Origin of the sequence: Wolbachia endosymbiont of Pentalonia nigronervosa (genome assembly GCF_014534705.1) — a bacterium.
Lineage (GTDB): Bacteria > Pseudomonadota > Alphaproteobacteria > Rickettsiales > Anaplasmataceae > Wolbachia.
The window spans coordinates 19160-41826 of the sequence record NZ_JACVWV010000002.1 but is presented as its reverse complement, the minus strand read 5'-3'; the positions used below and the strand labels follow the sequence as shown (position 1 = coordinate 41826).

Sequence of the window (22667 nt, the reverse complement as noted above, 5' to 3'; positions counted from 1 at the left end):
AACCCTAATTGTGTATAAGTTGCACAATTTTAAATGTCATCATCGTCAATGTCTTCATCGTCAAACTCATCGTCAATGTCTTCGTCATCAAACTCATTGTCATCTATTTCATCTTGAAATTTATCATCAATATCTTGTTGTACTGGCTCATTCTGTTGAGTTTGTGCCTCAACAGAAGAATCGATTGCCTTAGATTCTTCTATGACATCACTGTTATCCTCTTGATCGATTTTATCTGTATTAACAGCAGCAGCAGCAATTTTACGTGGGTCATAAGGCTCTTGTGTGGGTACATGAGTTTCTTTAAGCAATTTTCTGGTGAAGGTGCTATCACTATAGTATAAGATTTTTTTTGATTTTATAGGGTAAGTAGACTCTATCAAAATTATTTGCTCATCACGCGGCAACATAATAACCTCTTGTGGTAGCAGCAATGCCCTCTGTGCTTCAGAGAGGTGCAATGACCTTGAAGCCGGATTGAGATCTAAAAACTTAGGTTTATTTAAGGATTCCTGTTTAACAGTTTTATTGCCTATTAGCTGCGATATCAGGTTAGCTGTTTCCACATTATTAGCTGCAAAGGTTATTCTATAGGTTGAATTTGACAAAAATGAGTTCATTCCCGCTTCTTCATATATTCCTTTAAGCTGCTCTGTATCTTGAACAATTAAAAATAACCTTACTCTGTATCCACGGAAATATGCTATACCAGTTTGAAATTGTTCCATTTTGCCCAATGTAGGAAACTCGTCCATTAAAAACAACACACCATAAGGTTCATCGGATGAGGGTAATTTTCTGCATAGAAACTCAGTTGCTTGTTGATAAAAAACCTGCATTAAAGGCCTTAATCTATTAAGGTTATCAGGAGTCAATCCAACATACACTGTAACTTTATCCTTCTTGAAATCCATGATGTTAAAATCACTTGATGCAGTTGCAGTGTCAATCAACGGATTTGCCCATAATTCAAGGGACGAGTTCATTGTTGATACAACGCCTGACCTTTCTTTATCGGCTTTTTGTAAAAAAGCTGCAATGTTCATGTATGCTACAGGGTGTATGATTTTACCCATTGTGTCTAAAACAACAGCAAGATTATAGACCACATCATCACTACGCATTGTACGTACAACTTCACCAAAGGACTTAATCTTTTCTGGCGCAGCAAGTAAATATAGCACTATGCCAACAAATAAGCTTCTTGCTTCATTCTGCCAAAAGTCTTGTTCAGGCATGATAAGATTAGCTATCTTTTGCACGTCATCAACCATTTGTCCAGGTTTTTTACTAATCCACTGTAATGGGTTATAGCAGTGACTTATTCCATCTGGTTGTGCTGGATTCCACACAAATACCTTTTGCCCCTGTCGTTTTCGCCAACCACTTGTGATTTCATAATTCTCTAATTTTATATCATGTACAATGACTGAATCAGTCCAAAATAATAAATTAGGAATTACAAAACCAACACCTTTACCAGAACCTGTAGGTGCAAATAATAATGCATGCTGATATCCATCAGCAATAAAATACCCTCTTTTATCCTTACCTAAGAGCAATCCCTGTTTACTTCTCAACCCTGCTCTGCGTACATCCTTTTCTGATGCCCATCGTGAATCTCCATGGAGTGCTTCTTTTTTCTGAAATGGCCTCCAATCAATTATTCTCTCTCTTAAGTTCCATAATATAATTATTAAGATAGAAATAGGCAGCGCGGAAGAAATAATTAATTTTGCTTTTACATCAGGTTTATATAATTCTGGATGATGCCAGCAATGTTCTATATAAAGAAAAATCGTAGGCCATAATCTATAAGGAAAGTTTGCAATGCTAGGGTCAATATTTTTAAAATTTACAGCATCAGGACCATCAACTAGTAAAAAAAACAATATACCTGATAAATAGAAAAAAAATTCTAATACAGTAAAAGATAGTACACCTGCTATCAAAAGGTTACGTAAATGGTTTCCATGCATAAATTAACTTATTCTACCTAATTACAAATTTAAGCATTTTTATTTAAAGATCTAGTAAATAATATTTCAGATATGTTTCTTTTTCCTCCATCAGTTCTTTTGAGTTGGACAACAACATCAATAACGTTCCTAATATATGGAATGATTTGGTCTGGAGGAATTCCAAGATTTGCCTGCATAACCATTAATTTTATTTGCTCAAGAGCCATTGCAGGACTGTCTGCATGCAGAGTTGATATCGAACCAGGGTGACCTGTATTTATTGCTCGAAGGAAACCAAATGCTTCTGCTCCACGCAACTCACCAACTATTATCCTATCTGGCCTTAAACGTAAACATGCTTCTATTAGGTCCTGTGTTGTTACTTTTGCTCTTCCTTGTCCTCCCTTAGAGGCAATAAGATGAACTCTATTGGGATGGTCACTCAAAACAATTTCTCTTGCATCTTCAACAGTAATGATTCTCTCTTGAGCTGGAATAGCACGTAAAGCAGCATTAGTAAACGTGGTTTTCCCTGTGGAGGTTCCACCACTAATTATTATATTTTTTTTATGTACTACTGCGTATTCCAAAAATTCTTTTATTTTTTTCTTCTTCAGTAATAAATCTAGCTGACGATCAGCTCGATTTTCGACATTTTCTGTGATAGTGGCAGAAAATGCTCCTATTTTTTCATAATCATCTAAACTTAGTTGTATGCCAGAAGGTTTACGAATTGACATCACAACTTTATCAGACTCACATGCTGGTGGAAATACTATCTGTATACGATAACCATTTGGCAATGTAGCTGAAAGTAGAGGAGTTTCTTCACTAAGCTTTTGCTCTGTTGCTTGAGCAATTAATCTACCCAAAGCTTTTAAATGATTAAGATCAAATGCTTCCAAGTGTTCACATCTTATTTCTCCCCTATTTTCAATCCATACTTCTTTTGGCCTATTTATTGATATTTCGTTTACACCCTCTTCTCGAAATATATTTTGTAGCGGTTCTAGATATGTGCCAAGTGCAGCATGGTTCATTTTATTGATACGATATTGCTTGTGGAGGAAAAATTATATCATGATTAACAAAGACTTTCAATGCAGTGCCTTGATCAACATAAACAGTTGGTTTTTTGTCTATACTTCTCTCAACTATGTCTCTCATATCTTTAGAAAAATCATTGATTGATGTCTCGATTGTACTTTCATAAGAGGACTTACTTCCTTGTTGCCTTAATAATTGCCTTATATTATCCACAGTGATGTTCTCAGTTCCACTAAAGCCTAAACCTGACACTACAGATCTAAAGATATTCACTAAACTTTCATCATTGACTGCATTCTTAAGCTTATTAATGGCTCCAAGGTTTAATTTCCATTTGTCTTTTTGTGCATCATCCTCATTGCCAGTAATAATGCCCTTAAGTGGAGAAAGGTCTATCACATTTGTAGCAATAGACCGTACCATATCTATAGTAGTTAATTTTTCAACAAGATAAGAGGCTTTTTGTCCTACAACGGCTGCACCAATTGAAACACCAGCAAGTAATACTGAAGAAACTAGTGAATTTATTATCTTATTATCAACTATGCCTGTTATTCCTGCTCTACCTAATGCATCAGTACCTTGTGAAGAAATTGCAATATCTACGCCATGAGGAAGAATAACCCTATTCCACGCTATATTCATACGAGCCTTAGAGATATTAGAGTCAAACGAATAACTACCTATCAGTTTTGAACCTTTAGGCACCAAAACGGTATCACCAGCCTCTGCATAAACATCTCTACTGACCATGGCACGTATTGGTCCTTGTATATCAGAGCTGATTGCTGTTTCAAGTATGACATCAATGATTTTGCCTTGAGTAATCATCAGATCAAGTCTACCTACTTTAGTAGCCTTGTTTTGTTGTGCTGAAGTGCTAGATAAAGTAATGTTATCAACTGTTTTGCTTCCTGAACTTACATCACCTGAAATTGCCAGCATTTGCGCACCGCGCCTGTCTCTAGGATAGCCACTATGTGTTATTGTGGGAAACGAGGTAGGAAAATTATTGATCATTCCATCAGAGGAACCGCCTGGCTTAGGTAAAGATGGTATATTTGATACAGTTTCTTTTGGTTTTTCTTGCTCCTTGTTCACTGGTTTCACTTCAGGTTTTATCTCTGGCTTTATCTCTGGTATATTTTGCGGTTCAATAATTGGAGGTAAAGATGGCAAAGGGTTACTTACTATTCTTTCAGGAATTGGTATGCCATCTGGAACTCGCTCTAACTTGTCTTTTAATTCTTGAATATTTTGTTTTACTTCTTCTTTTTTATTAATAACTTCAGGAATTTCTTTACTAGAAGGACTAAAATAGAAATAACCCACTACACACACTAGTACAACTACGATAAACATCATCAGTGCTTTGTGACTTTGATTAGAGCCAACTGTAACTACTTTACTCTCTACTTCTGACTCATTTGTAAAATTTTTGTTCCCTTCAAAGTTATTCTTAACCATATCAGCTACAGCGATCTATTTATAATCTCAACTTCATTATCTTTGTAACGCATAAATAATTTCTTATGCACTCCTTTTACTACAACATAGCCATCAAATAATAACCTCTTACAAGATAATCTAGTTTTATTTTTTGTTTCCATGAAAATTTGCGGTATTTTATTACTATCTTTAAACTTTAAATAGGTTAAATAACCATCATCAAATAACTCTATTGGCACAATCTCTTCATCACTACCATCATTGATATATGTATAATTATACTTTGTATCATTTTCTTTTATCATTTTTTCTGGCTCATCTTCAATATACTGCATTTGAGTAGGCACAGACACTTCATCTAGATCAACATCAAATTCATCTTCTGCTGTGGGGTAATAGAAACGTACTATATAAGATATATCTTTTTCAGCGGAATAATCATGACTAACTTTTTCAACCTCAGTATTTGGTTGCTTATCATAATTAGGCCTTGATACTAAATCAAAGATATAATTCCTTTTTTTAGTTGTTGTAATAATCATATTAGTGCGGCTACTAACTTCAAACGGCATTATAAATAATTTGTTGTCATTAGGCATGACTTTCCAACTAGATGCATCACCTACTGCTATACTCTTTACTTTCTCTCCTTCTGAAAATTCGATATAAGAATAGTAACCTTGACTGAAAATCACAGTAAATACTTCATTAGGACTATACACAAAAGTTTTTATTCTACTATCTACAGAAATGGGCTTGTTGTAATTAACTGATGCATTTAAGCCACTGCCTATCAAAAGAATTAAAATCAATAATACTCTATACATATTCATCATCCGCTCTATAAGAAATAACTTGAAATCCCAATGGATTAATATACCTTTGTTGATCATCCAGTTCAAGGGGAGCATAGTGATACGACATAATAGTTATTTTATTTTTTTGGGTAGAATTACCATCTTTTCGCATAAACTCCACAGTAAATCTTACTTGAAAAGTATCATCACTTAACCTTTGAATTGAGCGAATTTTAAGATTACTTGTGGTAAAATCTGAGTACAGGTTAGCAGGATCATCTAAATTTTGTGATTTAATATATTTTACAAATTCACTATATACGTTACGCGAGGAAAATAGTCTCACTTTTGTATAGTAATTAAAATTGTAATTATATGGGTCAAAAACTTCCCTGGCTTTTATATATTCTGTAATAAAATAATGATTTAATGTCTCATTTGCGGAATATTGCTTTACTGTAACAGGATCAACTAATTGCACTACCCCTGATTTTTTTTCAATCTCGATAACAAATGGTTCAATAGTACTACTGGTACTAATTTTAAATATAGCTAATGTACTAACAGCAATAGTTGCTAACAGTAACAGTGCAAATACAAGGAGAATATTTCTTTGAGCAATGACTGTGCTGTAGCGACTTGTATTCCAATCAATGTCCTGCAGCTCAGCACCTTTTGTTCGATTAAAAAATTTTGCTATCTTGAACACCTTTATAAAAACTTTAACCTATATTAATAAATGTAGTAAGTTAACAAAATAGTTACAACTACAAAATTAAAAAACCATTAACTTGTGACCTAGCTTATCACATTTTGTTTTCATATACGAATAATTATATTCATTATGTTCTACAATAAGTGGTACACATTTTGTCACTTCTATACCGCAGCTCTCCAACTCTGATGATTTTTTATTATTGTTTGTAAGCAATTGAAGTTTTTTTATGTTTAAACTCTCAAGCATTTTAACTGCAACAACAAAGCTCCTTTCATCATCATCAAAACCTAATACTCTATTGGCATCTACAGTATCAAGATCATGTTCTCTCTGCATGCTATACGTTCTTAATTTATTAGTTAAACCAATACCTCTCCCATCCTGCATCAAATACAATATAATACCACTTCCAAAATCAGTGATCATTTGTATAGCTTGATGCAATTGGCTTCTACAATCGCAAGATAAACTATCTAACAGATCACCTGTATAACATGAGGAGTGAATTCTCACTAATGGTTCATTGACCTCTAAGTCGCCGATAGTAATTGCATAATGTTCTTTGTTCCCGTTATAAGTTCTATAAGATACGATATTTGCCTTTTGGTTTTGCTTTAAGAATAATGGTGCTCTACATACTTCATATACATCATGATTGCACTGAAATTTATCAATGAGTGACTTATCTAATGCAATAATATCATTTTTCGCGCACCAATGCTGCATTTCATATACATCCTTAAAGGTCATATCCACTACTAATGCATACGGCAACAATTCTGCAAGCTTAAGTAAAGAAACAGCACACTTGTCTATTATTTTTGAATGCTCCAGTATGCAACCTTCTAGTCCTTCTTGTACAGAACTCATAAAATGAGCTAGCCCATCAAAGTCATTCACCAACAGACGTTTATTACTATGTGCTTTACCTCTAGATAAATATTTGAGCTTACTTGCAGTTAGGGTGACGTACACACTATCAGATATGAGTTCATACTGATGGAATAAATCTCTTTCCAATATTTCAGCTGCAGCAACTAATAAATAATTGCATTCATCATGTATTATCATTGGCACACCGCGTCTGATCTCGCTGATAGCCCTTTCTACTTTACTTTTATCTTGGTTATGTATAAACATAATATTTACATAAGATAATGACTGGTGCGGCCGAGAAGACTTGAACTTCCAAGGCCTTATGGCCACAGCGACCTCAACGCTGCGTGTCTACCAATTCCACCACGGCCGCATTTTAATTATTATTTAAAATTACTTAACCAGTTTAGAATTTCTTACCTAAAGTGTCAACTTATACTACAAAAATTCCCGTATAATTGGTATATTACAAACAGATTAAGTTTTAGACTTTTATGATTAATATTTTTGTACATCTTTTTTTACTCCTAGCGATTAATTTCAGTTTTGTTCATGCAGAAGTATTATATACATGGTCTCAAGTTATTCCAGAAGGCAAGTTAAGTGTACGTGCAATAATAGACAATGATGTATGTCCAACAGCCTTTGTTGATGGTAAAGAAACAACCATGTTAGAGCGTTGTGATGAAGATAATGTTGAAAAAGTTTGTGAACTGCTAGTGCAAAAAGATGTTAAGGAGATTAACATTAACAACGTGCAAATTCCTACTTTACCAAAAAAAATAAATAAAATTGCTTTTATTGGTGATACAGGGTGCAGAATTAACATGTTGCACCAACAAGAGTGCAATTCTTTAGAAGGTTGGCCCCTGAAAAAAAACTTAGATTCAATTGCACTTCATAAACCAGACTTAATCATTCACGTTGGCGACTATCACTATAGAAGAACAAAATGTAGAGATACACAAAAGTGTGGTAGCGTACACGGGTATAATGCACAAACTTGGTACACTGATTGGTTTGAACCGGCAAAAGATATTTCTCAACAATCTCCTTTTCTATTTGTCCGGGGAAATCACGAGGATTGCAATAGAGCCCATGAAGGGTGGTTCAGGTATTTAGACCCATACCAATTTTCATCGGAAAAATGTGAAAATTTTGTTCCTAGTTGGTTTTTAGATATTGTACTAATGAAATTTTTTGTGTTTGATTCTTCATCTGGTGAAGATATTATTACAACTAAAAGTGATGTTGATGCTTTCAGTAAGCAATTTAATAAATTAACGCTAAGTGACTCTGATAAACCTGTATGGTTTCTAACTCACAGACCATTATGGAGATCTCCAAAAAAAGAATTTTTAACATTCAAGAATCACGGCAATCTTTCTCAGATTGAAGCTTTTGGAGATGATTTTCCTAGTAATGTTGCTGCTATAGTTTCTGGCCATATTCATATAGCACAAATTTTATTAATGGATAATGTTCCAGATCAAATTATAGTTGGAAATGGAGGTGCATTACTGCATGCTCAGGACCAAGAGCATATTTACCGTAATATAGAATTTAGTTATTTAAATGGTAAGCATTATTTAGCACATGAAATCAAAAACTTTTTTGGTTTCGGTTTTGCAGTACTTGACTTAAATGATCACAAACTTATTTTCTATAATCAAGATAATGATGAAATATATTCTGCTGAGTTAACCGAAGATTTTAGAATTGTAGCTGACTTTGATCATCATTCTAGATGATTTTTCAGTAGACTTCTTGAAACCTATTTCTGATGACAATTTTATTGTTAAAGTCTTTAAAGTGCTTAATTTAATGTAGTAGGCAAATTGCCAGTGAATAACAATATTCCTGAAACTAAAATCACCCACAATACTGATATAGGCAAAAATACTTTCCAACCAAGACGCATTAATTGATCATAGCGATAGCGAGGTATTGTTGCTCTGATCCAAATAAATATAAATAAAAGTGTGACCATCTTTGCAACAAACCAAATTAAGCCAGGAATTTTATAGAGTAAATTAAACTCTAATGGTGGATACCATCCTCCCAGAAAGAATATCGTCATCATAGCACTTGCTAAAATCATGTTTGCATATTCTCCAAGAAAAAAGAGAGCAAAAGGCATAGATGAATACTCAACATTATAACCAGTGACAAGTTCTGCCTCAGCTTCTGGTAAGTCAAAAGGATGGCGATTAGTTTCTGCAAGAAGAGAAATAAAAAATATTACTGCCATAGGCGCCAGCAGTAAATCAATCCAAAATGGCATGTTATACTTTGCTACTACCATCCCTCCAAGATTTAATGTACCAGTTGTGATCACAACTGTAGCAACTACTAGTCCTATTGAAACTTCATATGAAATCATTTGAGCAGCTGATCTTATAGCACCTAGAAAGGCATAATTGGAATTACTTGACCAACCTGCTATAACTATTCCGTATACCCCTAAAGATGATATAGCCAATACATATAGCACACCAACATTTATGTTAGAAATAACCTTGGGAATCACTACTTGCTGACCATTTTTCGTGATTATCTCAGCACCAAAAGGTATAACTGCCCAAGCAATTAATGCTAAAATAAAGGTTAACATTGGAGCTATAATAAACAATATGGTATTTGCTTTTAGTGGTATTATCGGTTCTTTAATTATTAATTTAATGGCATCTGCAAATGGCTGTAGCAGACCAAAAGGTCCAACTACACTTGGACCATGCCTTAACTGAATTGCACCAATTACCTTGCGTTCAAAGTACACTAGATACGCTACCGAGAGTAGCAGCGGTACAAGAAGAAAAATAATTTTAAGCACTAAAAGCATACAACTCTAAGTTAAAGAAATAATTTATAATCACTGTTATAAAAAACATAGCAAGTATTCTGGATAAAGCAGATGATGCTATTAGGGTAAGAACAGCCACTATATTTCTTTGTGTATTATCTTTCGGTCTAGTGCAGCAATATGGTATGCACACGCTCAATAATAAAAGTAACATAACTATAATTACCATAGAAGAAAAATAGTTTCCACTGTCTTTGGTAAGCACAAAAAACGTAATACCCATCCACACAGGTCCATCAGTAAATATTTTTATAATATCTACAATAAATTGTATTAACTTGTATGGGTTCTCTACTGTATTTGGATCTTGGACAAAATTTGCTCTATGTTCAAGGTAAAGCAAAACTGGCAGTAAAAAAGGAGTTAGAATAAATAAGATATTAACTAGCATAACCATAATCATTCACACATAAGTACACACAACCCTGATAACAAAGCTATCTTATAAAATTAAACATCAAATCATCGTATCATAGGAATTTGTATGTTTATCATGGTAGATAAAATAAACAATAATGTCAACATGGAAGTAATTGCTACATTTTTCAATCTTCCACCTCTTATTTTACCACGAATACACATTGTATATACTACTGATAGTAACGACAATACAAGAAAGAAGCTCATAAAAGGATCGAAAAAATCCATATTCCACATAAATAAAGCAATTTCAATTTTAAAGGGTGCTAATAGTCCCAAGAGAGAAATCGCTATTACTGCTGCATAAGTTGACATTATATGCACAACTAAAAATATTGGAAGTATTAGCGTAATATCTTCCCAGCCACTATGCCAAAAATCAATAGTCAAAAAAGCTAACAACGCTAATACAGCAAAACAATTAGCCATTTTAACCTTATCTTCTCTTGTTTGTAAGCGTGTTGCATGCTTTTCATAATATAACAAAAGAACGCTTAACAAAGTAGATAAGCATGGCCTTACATAATTTAAACTAATATCCATTATCTCTTGTTCCTGAATTCCAAATTGAGTCATGATAAAAGTATAAACAATATAGACAGTTAATGCTAAAGCGAAAATCAACCCTTGAATAAGGATATGGAATACGTTTACTCGCGTATCTGTTTTATATCTAAAATATGTTAACCAAGTGTGTGATAGTTTTAATATTACCATGCAAGAAACAACTTGAAGCATTGACAAAATGGACCCAAACAATATACACGTCAGCCACACTCTCTCATAATACATTATTTTAATTCCTGAAAAGATTTAGTGCAATTTGCCATTGTTTTTGAAGCGCGGCTTATTGGATCTGTCATGTAAAAATTGTACTCTTTTAAGGAGAAAGGTGTATCTCTTAAGCTCATTTTACCGCAACTAATGGATACCCATTTATTTTTTATTGCTTGGTCATGTTTTCTAAATTGTGGACCGATGGTATCTAACTGTTTTCTTATGTCATATAAGCTATCGTAAACTAAAGAAATACCTAAATGCTGTGAAAGATCTTTAATGATCAACCAGTCCTCCTTCGCTTCACCAGGAGGAAATACCGCCAAATTTGTTCTCTGTACCCGACCTTCAGTATTTACATAAGTTGCACACTTTTCTGTATATGCAGCACCTGGTAATATGATATCCGCCACATGTACCCCTCTATCACCATGATGACCTTGATAAATTACAAATGTATTTTCTAATTTTGACGTATCAATTTCGTCTGCACCGAGAAGGTAAACAACTTCTATTTTACCACCTTCTGCATGCTCTAGTATCTGCTTGGTATCCTTTCCACCTCTTTTAGGAACAAATCCAACATCGAGACCGCCAACTCTTGCGGCTGCTTTGTGTAAAACGTTAAAGCCATTCCAGTCATCTCTGATCATATTAAATTTTTCTGCGATTTCGCCCGCTAAAGTTAAAATCGAATCAGAATCATCTCGTATTAAAGCATCCTGACCTATAATCAGCATAGGATTTTTTGCAGCACTTAGCAGTTTACAAAATTTATGACTTCCATCTGCTATTTCACTCAAAATACTAGGATTATCACCTAATTTTGCAACGCGATATAAGTACTCAATATCAGGACCAACGCTTGCAATATTGAAGCCACCTTGTAGATATCTCTTTCTTAAGCGTGCATTAATTATAGGCGCTTCTGTTCTTGGATTTGTATTGATAAGCAAACACAAATCTGCCTTTTCTATGCCTTCAATAGTAGTGTTAAATACATAAGATGCACGATTATTCGGTATTAATTTCGCACCGTCCTGCCTGCAATCTATATTTCCCGAACCTAGCTTTTGCATAAACTCTTTTAATAGCAGCATCGACTCACAATCCGCTAAATCACCTGCAATTGCAGCGATTTTATTTGATTTAGTACTGCTCAATTTTTTTGCAGCAATAGTCAATGCTTCATGCCAGCTGACTGGAACTAATCTTCCTTCCTTTTTTACATATGGACGATCAAGACGCTGCACTGCCAACCCATCACAAGCGAAGCGAGTTTTGTCTGATATCCATTCTTCATTAATTTCTTCATTCAGTCTCGGCAATATTCTCATAACCTTAGGACCACGGGAGTCAACCCTAATGTTACTGCCTACAGCATCTAGCACATCTATAGTTTCACAATGTGAAAGTTCCCATGAACGTGCTTTAAAGGAATAAGGCTTAGAAGTTAAGGCACCTACAGGGCAAAGGTCTATTATGTTACCTGATAACTCAGAACTTAGGTGTTGTTTTATATAAGTGCTAATTTCTACATTTTCTCCTCTACCAATTCCTCCTAATTCAGGAGTCCCTGCAATATCAGACAGAAATCTAACACATCGTGTACAATGAATACATCTATTCATTGCGGTTTCAATTAGAGGACCAAAATCTTTCTTTGGTACAGCTCTTTTATTTTCATCAAGCCTACTGACTCCTCTTCCATATGCCATAGTGATATCTTGCAAATCACACTCGCCGCCTTGATCACAAATAGGACAATCTAGAGGGTGATTAATCAGTAAAAATTCGAGTACACCTTCACGTGCTTTCTTCACTTTTGGAGTCTCTGTGTGAATAACCATACCTTCTGCAACTGGCATTGCGCAAGATGCTACAGGCTTTGGAGGACCACCTTCCACTTCTACCAAACACATTCTACAATTACCTGCAATCGCTAACCGTTCATGGTAGCAAAATCTTGGAATCTCAACACCGGCCACTTCACAAGCTTGGATTATAGTAAATCCTTGCTCTACTTCACACTCCTTGGAATTGATAGTAACTTTAACCACAAACTCAACTTAAACTGCTTCCCACTTTATAGGATCACCACTAGCTTCATCTTCAACTAGGCTGCCATTTTCATATTCTGCAGACATATAATTCATGCGTAAATCACGATCAATATATCTAGCAGGCTTTACTGGCTTATCTTTATACATTTTCTGCTCAGCTTTTTTACGCTGAGTAGGGTTATTTTTACTAGCCGTTTTTGCTTTACCACCTGCTGCCATATCTATCTCCTAAAAACTTTTTATTTTATTTTAACACTTAAGTATATAGCGTCAATATTAATATAGTTTAAAAATAGGGTCACCTATGAAAAGAAAAGTAAATGAAGGTAGAAAAAAAGGTGTAAAATGGCTCCATTGAAATAAGGAAGAGCCATTATTGTTATAAAAGAAAATTTTTTGGATTATGTTCAACGTTTATCGCAATTTTCAAAGGAAAGATAATTATGAAGTTCAATATTATCGCAAATTTAGTGAACTTGGGATTTTTATCAATTTTTCGGATAACTTACCTTCGCTCTCTTCACGGAGGATTTATTTTGAGCTATACATCTAAACGATAAAAGTGTTTGCTTTTATTCATAATTTGAGCTTTAATTTCTTATTATGGGTAACTTTAAAGAGTAGTTATGGCAGTTATGCCAGATAAATGGATCAGGGAACAAGCTAGAAGTTCAGGGATGATTGAGCCTTTTGTTGATCATAAAAACAGCAAAGGTGTAATATCTTTTGGACTATCATCTTATGGATACGATGCAAGGGTGGATAATAAATTTAAGATTTTCACTAATGTAAATTCAGCTATAGTTGATCCCAAAAATTTTTCTGAAAATAGTTTCATCGATAAAGAAACAGATGTATGCATTATTCCGCCAAATAGTTTTGCACTTGCAAGCACAATTGAGTACTTTCGCATACCAAGAAACATTATGGTTATTTGCGTTGGTAAATCAACCTATGCAAGATGTGGGATTATAGTTAACGTCACACCATTAGAACCTGGATGGGAAGGTTATGTAACGTTAGAATTCTCAAATACTACACCACTTCCTGCAAAAATTTATGCTAATGAAGGAGCATGCCAATTTGTGTTTTTAAGCGGTGAAAGTGGATGTGAAAAGTCATATGATGATATGAAAGGGAAATACATGAATCAGCATGGCATTACTTTACCGTTAGTAAAGTGATCTAGATCTCTTGCAAAACCTATTTTTGATGACAATTACTAAATTTTAGCATGAGAGGTGAGAGAAAATGATGAGTTGGTTGTATATACTCTTAATGATGAAATCTTAGTTAAAAAGGTTTAGATTTGTTTTTCTGGCATTAAATTAATATCTTTATATTATTTATTATATGTATATAAAAATAGTTGATATTTTAATGAATATAGTTTAATATTAAATTAATATATTTTTGATATTAGGAGAATTATGCCGGGTGCAAACCAGAACAATGTAAATAATGAATCAGAGTTAGGGGCTTTTAATCAAAAGCAATGGGATAAATTTATTGAAAAAATCAAAAAAGATAGAGAAGAAGAATTAGGGGGAATAAAAGAACAACTTCAAGAGCGATGGAATAAATTTTTTGAAAAAGTCAAGAAAGATAGAGAAGAAGAATTAGGGGGAATAGAAAAACAATTTAGTAAACAGAAAGAGCAAAGCATAAAAATTCCAAGAAAACATTTGCATGATCGGACACCCCAACCTTTAAGTGAATTTAAAAAAGTGGGAGAGAAAGCAGCAGGTTGTAGTTCAGGATTTCAAGCAGAACATAGATATGCCGAAAACGATAAGGCAACTTTTATGATGAAGTCTGTTTTAAATCGTACACTGAAAGAAGGGGATAAACAATCTCTGTTGGCACAGTTTGAAAAATCTTTCTATAAAGCATCAGAACAATCTCTGAAATTATTTCCAAGTGCTTTTACAACATCTAAAAGTAAGAGGAGGTATGTCATAGATATATCCTGGAAACAAGCGAAATCCCACATATGTTACGATGATTTGAATATTGCAAGCTTTGTCCGAGAACATATGGCTGGTAATCCATATCAGCTATTTTTGTATGATAGAGCTCCAATTATTGAACTAGTAACAAATAATAACTTACCAGAAAAAAGATTTGTAGCAGATGCAGCACAACGTGGTGAAGATCATAAAAAATATACAAAAGAAAAATACAAGTTCACAGATCAATTTAAAAAGCAAATTGCAGAAGAAAACAAGCAAGATGAACTTTATTTAAGATCGAAATTTTTAAGTGAGTTTACTACATTGATTGACCTTAAAGAACAGGGTGAAGATTACCAAAGTGCAACAGGGTTTGAAGAAATACTTGCTGCTCAAATATTGCTAGGAGAAGCTGACACAATACAACCAGAAAATTTTGGAGTAATGAAAAAAGCAAAAGAAAAACTATGGGCAAAAATTGACCATGGTCGATCATTTTACCTATGCTTCAGTAATGTTAAAGATTATTTAACGGTACTTCGTATTCATCTGGATCAATTGTGGCTTTATGGTATAAAAATAGATTTAGGAAAGTTATCAGAAAAGCTAAGCGAATTTATTGCTTACTATGATAAGAATAGAGAACTATTTGCAGCTTTAATAGACAAGAAGGCAGATGATTTAAATTGTGTATTGAATCCTGAAATGAAATTTACTTTAAGATACGTTGATGGTAATCATATATATCAAGAAGTTTTCAAATACTCTGAGAAATCTAAAGGGTTTGTTTCTGATCATGGTAATAGTTTGAGTAGTTACTTTAAGCAAAGGTTAGCAACACAAGTTGAAATGGCAAGAGGCTTGGGTGCAGTATTGAAAATTTTAGATAAAAATTATTACTCTCAACAAGCATGCGAAATACGATCTGAAAGAACGAAAGTCTGTCTTGAAGCATTATATAAAGCTGAGAAGGTTAGTAGTTATGTTACCAAACCTGCATTCTATCTATTTATTCCAACATTGTTAACAGCAATATTTACTCGTGGAACTATAGGTAATATTTGTACTAATGCTGCAATAGTCACAGGAGCTTGTATAATTATTGGAGTAGTTGCAACAATTTGTCTTCAAGCTCATGCAGTGAATTGTAGCAGTAAGATTGATAATTCACGTGTTGAGCAGCTTCAGGAACAGCAGCAGAAGTAGCCCTAATTTTTGAATTAACTCAATTCTATACAGCTTAATTTTGCACAGTGCCATAGTGGTCTTTGTACTTTCCATGGCAATTGCAAAATTTTGACATGAGAAGTAGTAGAAAATGATAAGTTAATTGTATACACTCTTAATAAGGAAATCTTAGTTAAAAAAGTTTAAGCTTTTGTGTATATCTTTATTTAATTTTAATTATGTGTGTTAATTACAATGTTAGTACTAAAGTAATTCAATCTCTATTAGAACTTACTGATCAAGAGGGAAATGAGAAACTCAGAGAATTTATTAAGTATTTTTATAATTTTGTTTATAACAGTGATCTAAGAGTAAACAATAAATTTTTACTTTATATTGCAGAAGATGCTTACTCTTTCATTTCTAAGAGAAAAAAAGACGAAAGTAAGTTAACAATATGTAATATTAATAACATACCAGGAGTAGAAGGAAATTTTACTACGCTCAAGATAGTAAATGATGATATGCCCTTCTTGGTTGATTCTGTTATCGCTAACATTAAATCACATAATTTAACTATATGCTACTATAGCAATAGCATTGTTAATGTAAAAAGAAAAAGTGGACTGATTGACAATATTTGCTCTTTTGAAGAAAAAAATGATAGTACAAAAGAGTCGGTTATATACATAATTATCAAAGGTATAAGTGATAGTTTTGTTGATACACTAAGGGAATCTCTACAAAAAACGCTGAAAGCGGTTAATTACTCTGTGAAAGATTGGCAGCTGATGCTGAAAAAGCTTGATGAAGCAAAAAATGAACTTTGTTCACTAGAAGAAGTCGGAGTTCACGTTCCAGGGTCATATTCTATTGATCAAGTTAAAGATTTTCTCATTTGGTTAAAAAATAACAATTTTGTATTTTTAGGTTATCAAGAATGCACTCCCAATCAAGAGGGAAGACTAGTGCCTATCAACGAGGAGAATCTTGGTTTGATAAGAGTAAGTAACGAATATCAAAATGCACTAATTTCTTATGCGGAATTTGGTCTTGTAGATATATTTAGGTCAGATCTGCTCTCAATAGTTCACCGCCGTACGTATATGAATTGTATACAAATAAGTGAGTTTGATGAGCAAGGGGAGTTAATAAAAGAAAGATGTTTTTTTGGACTATTTACCTCAGCGGCTGAAGTTCAAGATATTAGAACTATCCCAATTGTGAAGGATAAAATTGAGATAATAGAAAAAAGAGCTGGGTTTGTAGCAGGAGGCCACAACAATAAAGCTTTAATTGCTATTCTACAATCGTTTTCTTGTGATGAGTTATTTCAATCCAACGAAGATGAATTATTAAAAGTCTGTCTTTCAATAATGTCTCTTGCAATTAAGCCAAGAGTTAAGTTGTTCTTAAGAAATTTAGGAAATTTCATTAGTTGTATAGTACTAATTCCCATGCGTTATGCTAGCGCAAGATTGATGTTTAAAATACGTGATATATTAAAAAGTGAAATAAATGCTGAAGGTTCAGATATTTATCACCATCATATCATCAACGAGTACGATTTGATGAAATTACATATCATTCTAAGGGCTGACAATTTAAAAATTCTTGATAGTGAAGTTTTACAGATAGAAAATAAATTAAGAAATATTACAGAAAAATGGGAAGACCGTTTTATAGATAATTTATACAATACATTCAGCACTGTTGAAGATATATTCATCCGCTATTGCAGTGCGTTTCCAGTGAGCTATCAGGAAATTTTTGAGCCCCAAGAGGCATATTATGATATGAAAAAATTGGAAATAGTGCGGAAAAAAGGTACTAGTGAAGTGGATTTAAGGCTGATTAGTAATAATCTACATTATCAACTCAAAGTGTATACCCCAAGCCATGGTGGACTTGAGTTATCAAAAATACTGAAAATTACTAAAAATTTAGGAACCAAAATACTCTCTCATAATGGTTACTACATAGTAATCAACGGTGGAATATGGATACATCATTTCGTATTATCGCGAGTTGATGAATTAGTAAATAATATTACTTTAAAAGAACAATTTGAAATAACATTAACTAAAGTTTTTACAAGAGAAATAAAAAATGACTACTTCAACAGCTTAATCATTCTGGCTGGTTTAAAATGCAAAGAAGTTCTGCTAGTTAGAACGTTAAGCGCTTACCTAAAACAAATATCATTTGGCTATAATCAAGAGTATATTCAAAAGGTGGTTTCGGAGTATCCGAAAATAGTAAAGTATTTAATACAGTTATTTCGTGCAAGGTTTAACCCCGATATAGATATTGATAGAATACAGACCACCAATATTTTCAAAGAGAAGATTGAAGGTTTGCTAGAAGAAATTAGCAATATCTCGCATGATTGTATTCTGCGTTCAATATTCAATTTAATCATGGCTATTGTGAGAACCAACTATTATCAAGATGATAAACCTTATCTATCCATAAAATTTGATTCAAGTAAGATAGATCATTTACCTGAACCTTACCCATATCGCGAATTGTATGTTTATTCGAATCTTTTTGAAGGAATACACTTAAGGGGAGGAAAATTAGCACGTGGTGGCTTAAGATGGTCAGATAGGACTGAAGATTTTCGCACTGAAGCTCTAGGTTTAATGAAAGCTCAAATGACAAAAAATGCAGTTATTGTTCCTGTTGGTGCAAAGGGTGCATTTGTTATAAAGCATGTCCATCAAGATACGAATATTTTTAGAGAAAAAGGTGTTGAATGCTACAAGAACTTCATCAGGGGTATGCTTGATATTACAGATAATGTTATTGATGGCAAAATAATTCCACCAAAAGATGTAATTAGGTATGATGAAGATGACCCATATTTAGTAGTTGCTGCTGATAAAGGAACTGCTTCTTTTTCTGATTATGCTAATCAAATAGCTTCTGAATATAATTTTTGGCTTGGTGATGCATTTGCATCTGGAGGATCTGCTGGTTATGATCACAAAAAGATGGGTATTACGGCAAGGGGTGCTTGGATTGCAGCACAAAGGCATTTTTGGAAGATGCACAAAGACATTTATCAAAACGTTAGCGTTATTGGAATTGGTGATATGTCCGGTGATTTATTTGGAAACGGCATGCTACTCTCAAAAAATATACGTTTGATTGGGGCGTTCAATCATATTCATATTTTTATTGACCCTAATCCTGATCCAGAAAAAAGCTTTGAGGAACGTCAGCACCTTTTTGAATTACCATTTTCAAGTTGGATGGATTACAGCAAAGAAGTAATTTCTCAAGGTGGAGGGGTGTTTGAGCGTAGTAGCAAATATATTGATATTTCTCAAGAGATGAAAAAATGCTTCAGTATTAAAGAAGATACGTTATCTCCAAATGATCTAATTAGATACTTACTAAAGGCAAAAGTAGATTTTATATGGAATGGGGGAATTGGTACGTTTATCAAAGCAACAGATGAGAGTCATAGTGTTGTTGGTGATAAAACTAATGATGCACTAAGAATAAATGGTAAGGAGATTAGAGCCTCTATGTTTATAGAAGGTGGCAATTTAGGGTGTACACAACTTGGCAGAATAGAATATGCCAATAAAGGTGGACATATTAACGCAGATTTTGTTGATAATTCAGCTGGCGTTATATGTTCTGACTTAGAAGTAAATATCAAGATTGCACTTGTTTCAGTTATGAAGGAAAAAGGCATTCCTTTAGAAAAAAGAAATGATATGTTGAGTAGCATGGTGGATGAAGTTGCGTTTAAAGTTTTGAATGACCATAATAAAATTGAAACAAAGGCATTGCTTCTTGAGGTCATGCAAGCAAAGGACCGTTCAGAACAACATCACAGACTGCTTATCAGTCTTGAAAAATCTGGGCTTTTAAATAGAAGTATAGAGTTTCTTCCAACTGATGAAGAGATGGCAAAAATGTTATTAGGATTAAATCCCCCTCAACTTTCTGTATTAATGTCTTATGCTAGGACAAATATAAAAAATGAAATTATAAATTCTAATCTTCCTGAAAAGGACTTTCTCTCTCAAGACTATCTATTAAATTATTTTCCTAAGAAAATAGTAAGTGAATTCAAGGATTATATCTTTACACACCAACTTCGTAGAGAAATTATTTCTACCTGTATTGCTAATGATGTTGTAAATAGGATGGGATGTATATTCATTAACAACTTAGTTGAAAATACTGGCATCAAGGTGCATGAAGCAACTAGTATATATGTTGTGGTAAGCTACCTGTACAACTTAGACACATTTTGGAAAGAAATCGATGAACTAGATGGAGTAGTGGAAGTTAATGCATATTTGGAAGTAGTAAGAAATATACAAAAATTTGTCGGTAGAGTTTCATTTTGGTTAGTAAAAAATTCTAGCAAGTTCGGTTTTGCTGAGCTAACAGAAATTATGAAATTTCGTGATACTATTAAAACTTTAGATGAAAATTTAGCCGACATTTTAGATGAGCGTTTATTGAAGGTTTATAATCATGATTTATTAAAACTGAATATAAGTAAAAGTTTGACCAAAAGAGTTGCCAATTTAAGTGTTCTTGCTTATACATTGGACATTATATTGATTGCTGAAAAGACATCTTTACCTGTACTTGATGTAGGCAAAATATACTTTGAATTAAAATCGCTACTTAAACTCGATCTTATTAGGAAAGCTGCTTTGCAGGTGAAAAGCCACTCTTCATATTGGGACCGTAGCGTGATTAGCGACGCATTAGACGATTTAAGTGACTATCATTATACTCTCACCATTAAAGTTATAAAATCCTCTGACAAAGTTAATCCTGTAAAAGCCTGGAGTAACAATCAAAAAAGACACATAGAACATCATAATAGTCTTTTAAATGAGATGATTACTTCTAAACTTGATTTAAGTAGATTAATATTTATAATTAGGAGGATAAAGTCTTTACTTTATAAGGAAAATGTTTAGCATAGGTTTGTCAGAAATTTTAGTTATTGCTTTAGTAAGTATAATTGTGCTTGATAAAGAAAAAATACCTGTTTTTGTTGATTTTGTTAGGATAGCATATAGATGTATTATGAATATAAAGTCTAAAACTAAAAAGTTATTAAAAGATGCTGGAATTGAAGACTTATATAATACTGAAGAAATAACCTATGTAATTGGTAAAGACGGGAAACGCTATCCTTCTTACAATGTATCTGGTCAAAATAATGACAGCAAAAATTCTGGTAGTTGATGATATATCATCAAACGTCAAGCTTTTAAAAGCTAAACTTACAGCAGAGTATTATACGGTTATCACTGCTTGTGACGGTCAAGAAGCAATAGATTTAGTGATGGCGCAACAGCCAGATATTGTATTACTTGATGTTATGATGCCAAATATGGATGGGTTCAAAGTTTGTAAGGAGTTAAAAAATAATCCCATTACAACCCATATTCCAATAGTTATGGTAACTGCATTACATGATACAGAAGATAGAGTGAAGGGTATAAATGCAGGTGCAGATGATTTTTTAACTAAACCAATAGATGAAACTGCTTTATCTGCAAGAATTAAATCATTGACTCGATTGAAATTTGTCATAGATGAATTGCTTTTGAGAAATAAAACTAACGCGGAAATGAATGGTATAATGGATAGAAGTTTAATAGAGTATTCAAGTGAAACCTATTACGGTCGTATATTAGTGATAGATGAGGATGTCTCTCAAGCCAAACGGATATACGAAATTCTATCAAAGCAATGTTTCCGTTCGATAGAAATATTAAGTAACCCGATGGATATAGCTGATATCAAAGATGATTACGACTTAATTATTTCTAATATGCAAATTCACGGAATTGGCGGGTTACGTCTGTGTTCTGAACTTCGTAGCAAGTTAGAAACGCGTTACACACCAATTTTAATTCTATCCGACGAAGATCAGAGCAAAAGCAACCTAATAAAAGCTCTTGAAATAGGGGTAAATGACTATTTAGTTGTTCCATTAGACGAGAATGAATTAATAGCTAGAGTAAATTCTCAAGTAAAGCGAAAAAGATATCAAGATGCTTTAAGAATGAACTTATTTAACAACGTGGAAATGTCCATAAAAGATCCGCTCACTAATTGTTACAACAGAAGATATTTTGATAAGCATTTAAAAAACATAGTTGAGGATTCCATAGCAAAAGGCAGGAACTTATCTTTATTGATGCTAGACATAGACTATTTCAAAATGGTCAATGACAATTTTGGTCATACTGCTGGAGACGAAATTTTAAAGCAAGTGCAGAAAAGAATTTCTGAAAATATTAGAATAACAGATCTATTAGCCAGGTTCGGTGGTGAAGAGTTTGTTGTTGTCATGCCTGATACTAATGTGTCAGATGCGTATATTATTGCAGAAAGAATACGTACTGTTATTGCACAGCCTTTTATACTGTTAGATAATGTGGTTAATAAAACCGTTAGTATTGGAGTTGCAGAAGTACAAAACTCTGACCTTAAAGATATTAATTTGTTTGTGGAACGTGCTGATAAATGTCTATATAAGGCAAAAAATAGTGGTAGGAACAGAGTAATTGCTAGTTAAACT

General features: G+C 33.4%; 17 protein-coding genes and 1 tRNA gene. 6 read left to right on the top strand and 12 right to left on the bottom strand.

Features of this window, described 5'->3' with window-relative positions; translation table 11 throughout:
* Window positions 1–29 precede the first annotated feature (29 nt).
* The 7 genes from IC220_RS00540 to IC220_RS00510 form a co-directional block, all read right to left on the bottom strand.
* On the bottom strand, window positions 30–1979 hold the full coding sequence (locus IC220_RS00540; RefSeq protein ID WP_188152664.1) for a type IV secretory system conjugative DNA transfer family protein: 1950 nt from the start codon (window positions 1977–1979) through the stop codon (window positions 30–32).
* A 29-nt stretch (window positions 1980–2008) separates the two neighbouring features.
* Window positions 2009–3001, bottom strand: a complete 993-nt coding sequence (gene virB11 / locus IC220_RS00535) for a P-type DNA transfer ATPase VirB11 (protein WP_188152663.1) — start codon at window positions 2999–3001, stop codon at window positions 2009–2011.
* Window position 3002: 1 nt separating this feature from the next.
* The gene (locus IC220_RS00530) at window positions 3003–4475 is read right to left on the bottom strand and encodes a TrbI/VirB10 family protein (RefSeq protein WP_188152662.1); all 1473 of its coding nucleotides are present in this window, start codon (window positions 4473–4475) and stop codon (window positions 3003–3005) included.
* Between the two features lie 5 nt (window positions 4476–4480).
* On the bottom strand, window positions 4481–5290 hold the full coding sequence (gene virB9 / locus IC220_RS00525; protein WP_188152661.1) for a P-type conjugative transfer protein VirB9: 810 nt from the start codon (window positions 5288–5290) through the stop codon (window positions 4481–4483).
* Window positions 5277–5954, bottom strand: a complete 678-nt coding sequence (locus IC220_RS00520) for a VirB8 family type IV secretion system protein (protein ID WP_188152687.1) — start codon at window positions 5952–5954, stop codon at window positions 5277–5279. Before IC220_RS00520 ends, virB9 begins: the two co-directional genes overlap by 14 nt.
* A gap of 75 nt (window positions 5955–6029) precedes the next feature.
* Entirely contained in the window at window positions 6030–7112 is a 1083-nt protein-coding gene (locus IC220_RS00515) for a GTP cyclohydrolase II (RefSeq protein WP_188152660.1), read from the bottom strand.
* A gap of 22 nt (window positions 7113–7134) precedes the next feature.
* Window positions 7135–7221: transfer RNA gene (locus tag IC220_RS00510), tRNA-Leu, on the bottom strand.
* Window positions 7222–7342: 121 nt separating this feature from the next.
* Here IC220_RS00510 and IC220_RS00505 point away from each other — a divergent pair.
* The gene (locus tag IC220_RS00505) at window positions 7343–8599 is read left to right on the top strand and encodes a metallophosphoesterase (protein WP_188152659.1); all 1257 of its coding nucleotides are present in this window, start codon (window positions 7343–7345) and stop codon (window positions 8597–8599) included.
* Between the two features lie 65 nt (window positions 8600–8664).
* On the opposite strand, the gene nuoH is transcribed toward IC220_RS00505, so the two are convergent.
* From nuoH to IC220_RS00480, 5 genes are all read right to left on the bottom strand, one after another.
* Complete coding sequence (gene nuoH / locus IC220_RS00500) at window positions 8665–9690, bottom strand: NADH-quinone oxidoreductase subunit NuoH (protein ID WP_188152658.1); 1026 nt, start codon at window positions 9688–9690, stop codon at window positions 8665–8667.
* Window positions 9674–10102 (bottom strand): hypothetical protein, encoded by a 429-nt coding sequence (locus IC220_RS00495; RefSeq protein WP_188152657.1) that lies wholly within the window; start codon window positions 10100–10102, stop codon window positions 9674–9676. The genes nuoH and IC220_RS00495 overlap by 17 nt, the downstream gene beginning before the upstream one ends.
* 71 nt (window positions 10103–10173) lie before the next feature.
* The gene (locus IC220_RS00490; RefSeq protein WP_188152656.1) at window positions 10174–10707 is read right to left on the bottom strand and encodes a hypothetical protein; all 534 of its coding nucleotides are present in this window, start codon (window positions 10705–10707) and stop codon (window positions 10174–10176) included.
* A gap of 215 nt (window positions 10708–10922) precedes the next feature.
* Complete coding sequence (nuoG, locus tag IC220_RS00485) at window positions 10923–12968, bottom strand: NADH-quinone oxidoreductase subunit NuoG (protein ID WP_188152655.1); 2046 nt, start codon at window positions 12966–12968, stop codon at window positions 10923–10925.
* 9 nt (window positions 12969–12977) lie between these two features.
* Entirely contained in the window at window positions 12978–13190 is a 213-nt protein-coding gene (locus IC220_RS00480) for a hypothetical protein (protein ID WP_188152654.1), read from the bottom strand.
* Window positions 13191–13597: 407 nt separating this feature from the next.
* Here IC220_RS00480 and dcd point away from each other — a divergent pair, with 407 nt between their 5' ends.
* The 5 genes from dcd (at window position 13598) to IC220_RS00455 (ending at window position 22664) form a co-directional block, all read left to right on the top strand.
* Complete coding sequence (gene dcd, locus IC220_RS00475; protein WP_188152653.1) at window positions 13598–14155, top strand: dCTP deaminase; 558 nt, start codon at window positions 13598–13600, stop codon at window positions 14153–14155.
* 246 nt (window positions 14156–14401) lie between these two features.
* Window positions 14402–16129 carry a hypothetical protein gene (locus IC220_RS07835; protein WP_223158714.1) on the top strand — a complete coding sequence of 576 codons (1728 nt, stop codon included), beginning with the start codon at window positions 14402–14404 and terminating at the stop codon, window positions 16127–16129.
* A gap of 200 nt (window positions 16130–16329) precedes the next feature.
* Window positions 16330–21051: an NAD-glutamate dehydrogenase gene (locus IC220_RS00465; RefSeq protein ID WP_188152652.1), complete on the top strand. Its 4722-nt coding sequence runs from the start codon at window positions 16330–16332 to the stop codon at window positions 21049–21051.
* A complete protein-coding gene (tatB, locus tag IC220_RS00460) occupies window positions 21044–21322 on the top strand; it encodes a Sec-independent protein translocase subunit TatB (RefSeq protein WP_188152651.1) in 279 nt (92 codons plus the stop codon). Before IC220_RS00465 ends, tatB begins: the two co-directional genes overlap by 8 nt.
* Window positions 21297–22664, top strand: a complete 1368-nt coding sequence (locus IC220_RS00455) for a PleD family two-component system response regulator (protein WP_188152650.1) — start codon at window positions 21297–21299, stop codon at window positions 22662–22664. The genes tatB and IC220_RS00455 overlap by 26 nt, the downstream gene beginning before the upstream one ends.
* Window positions 22665–22667: the final 3 nt, after the last annotated feature.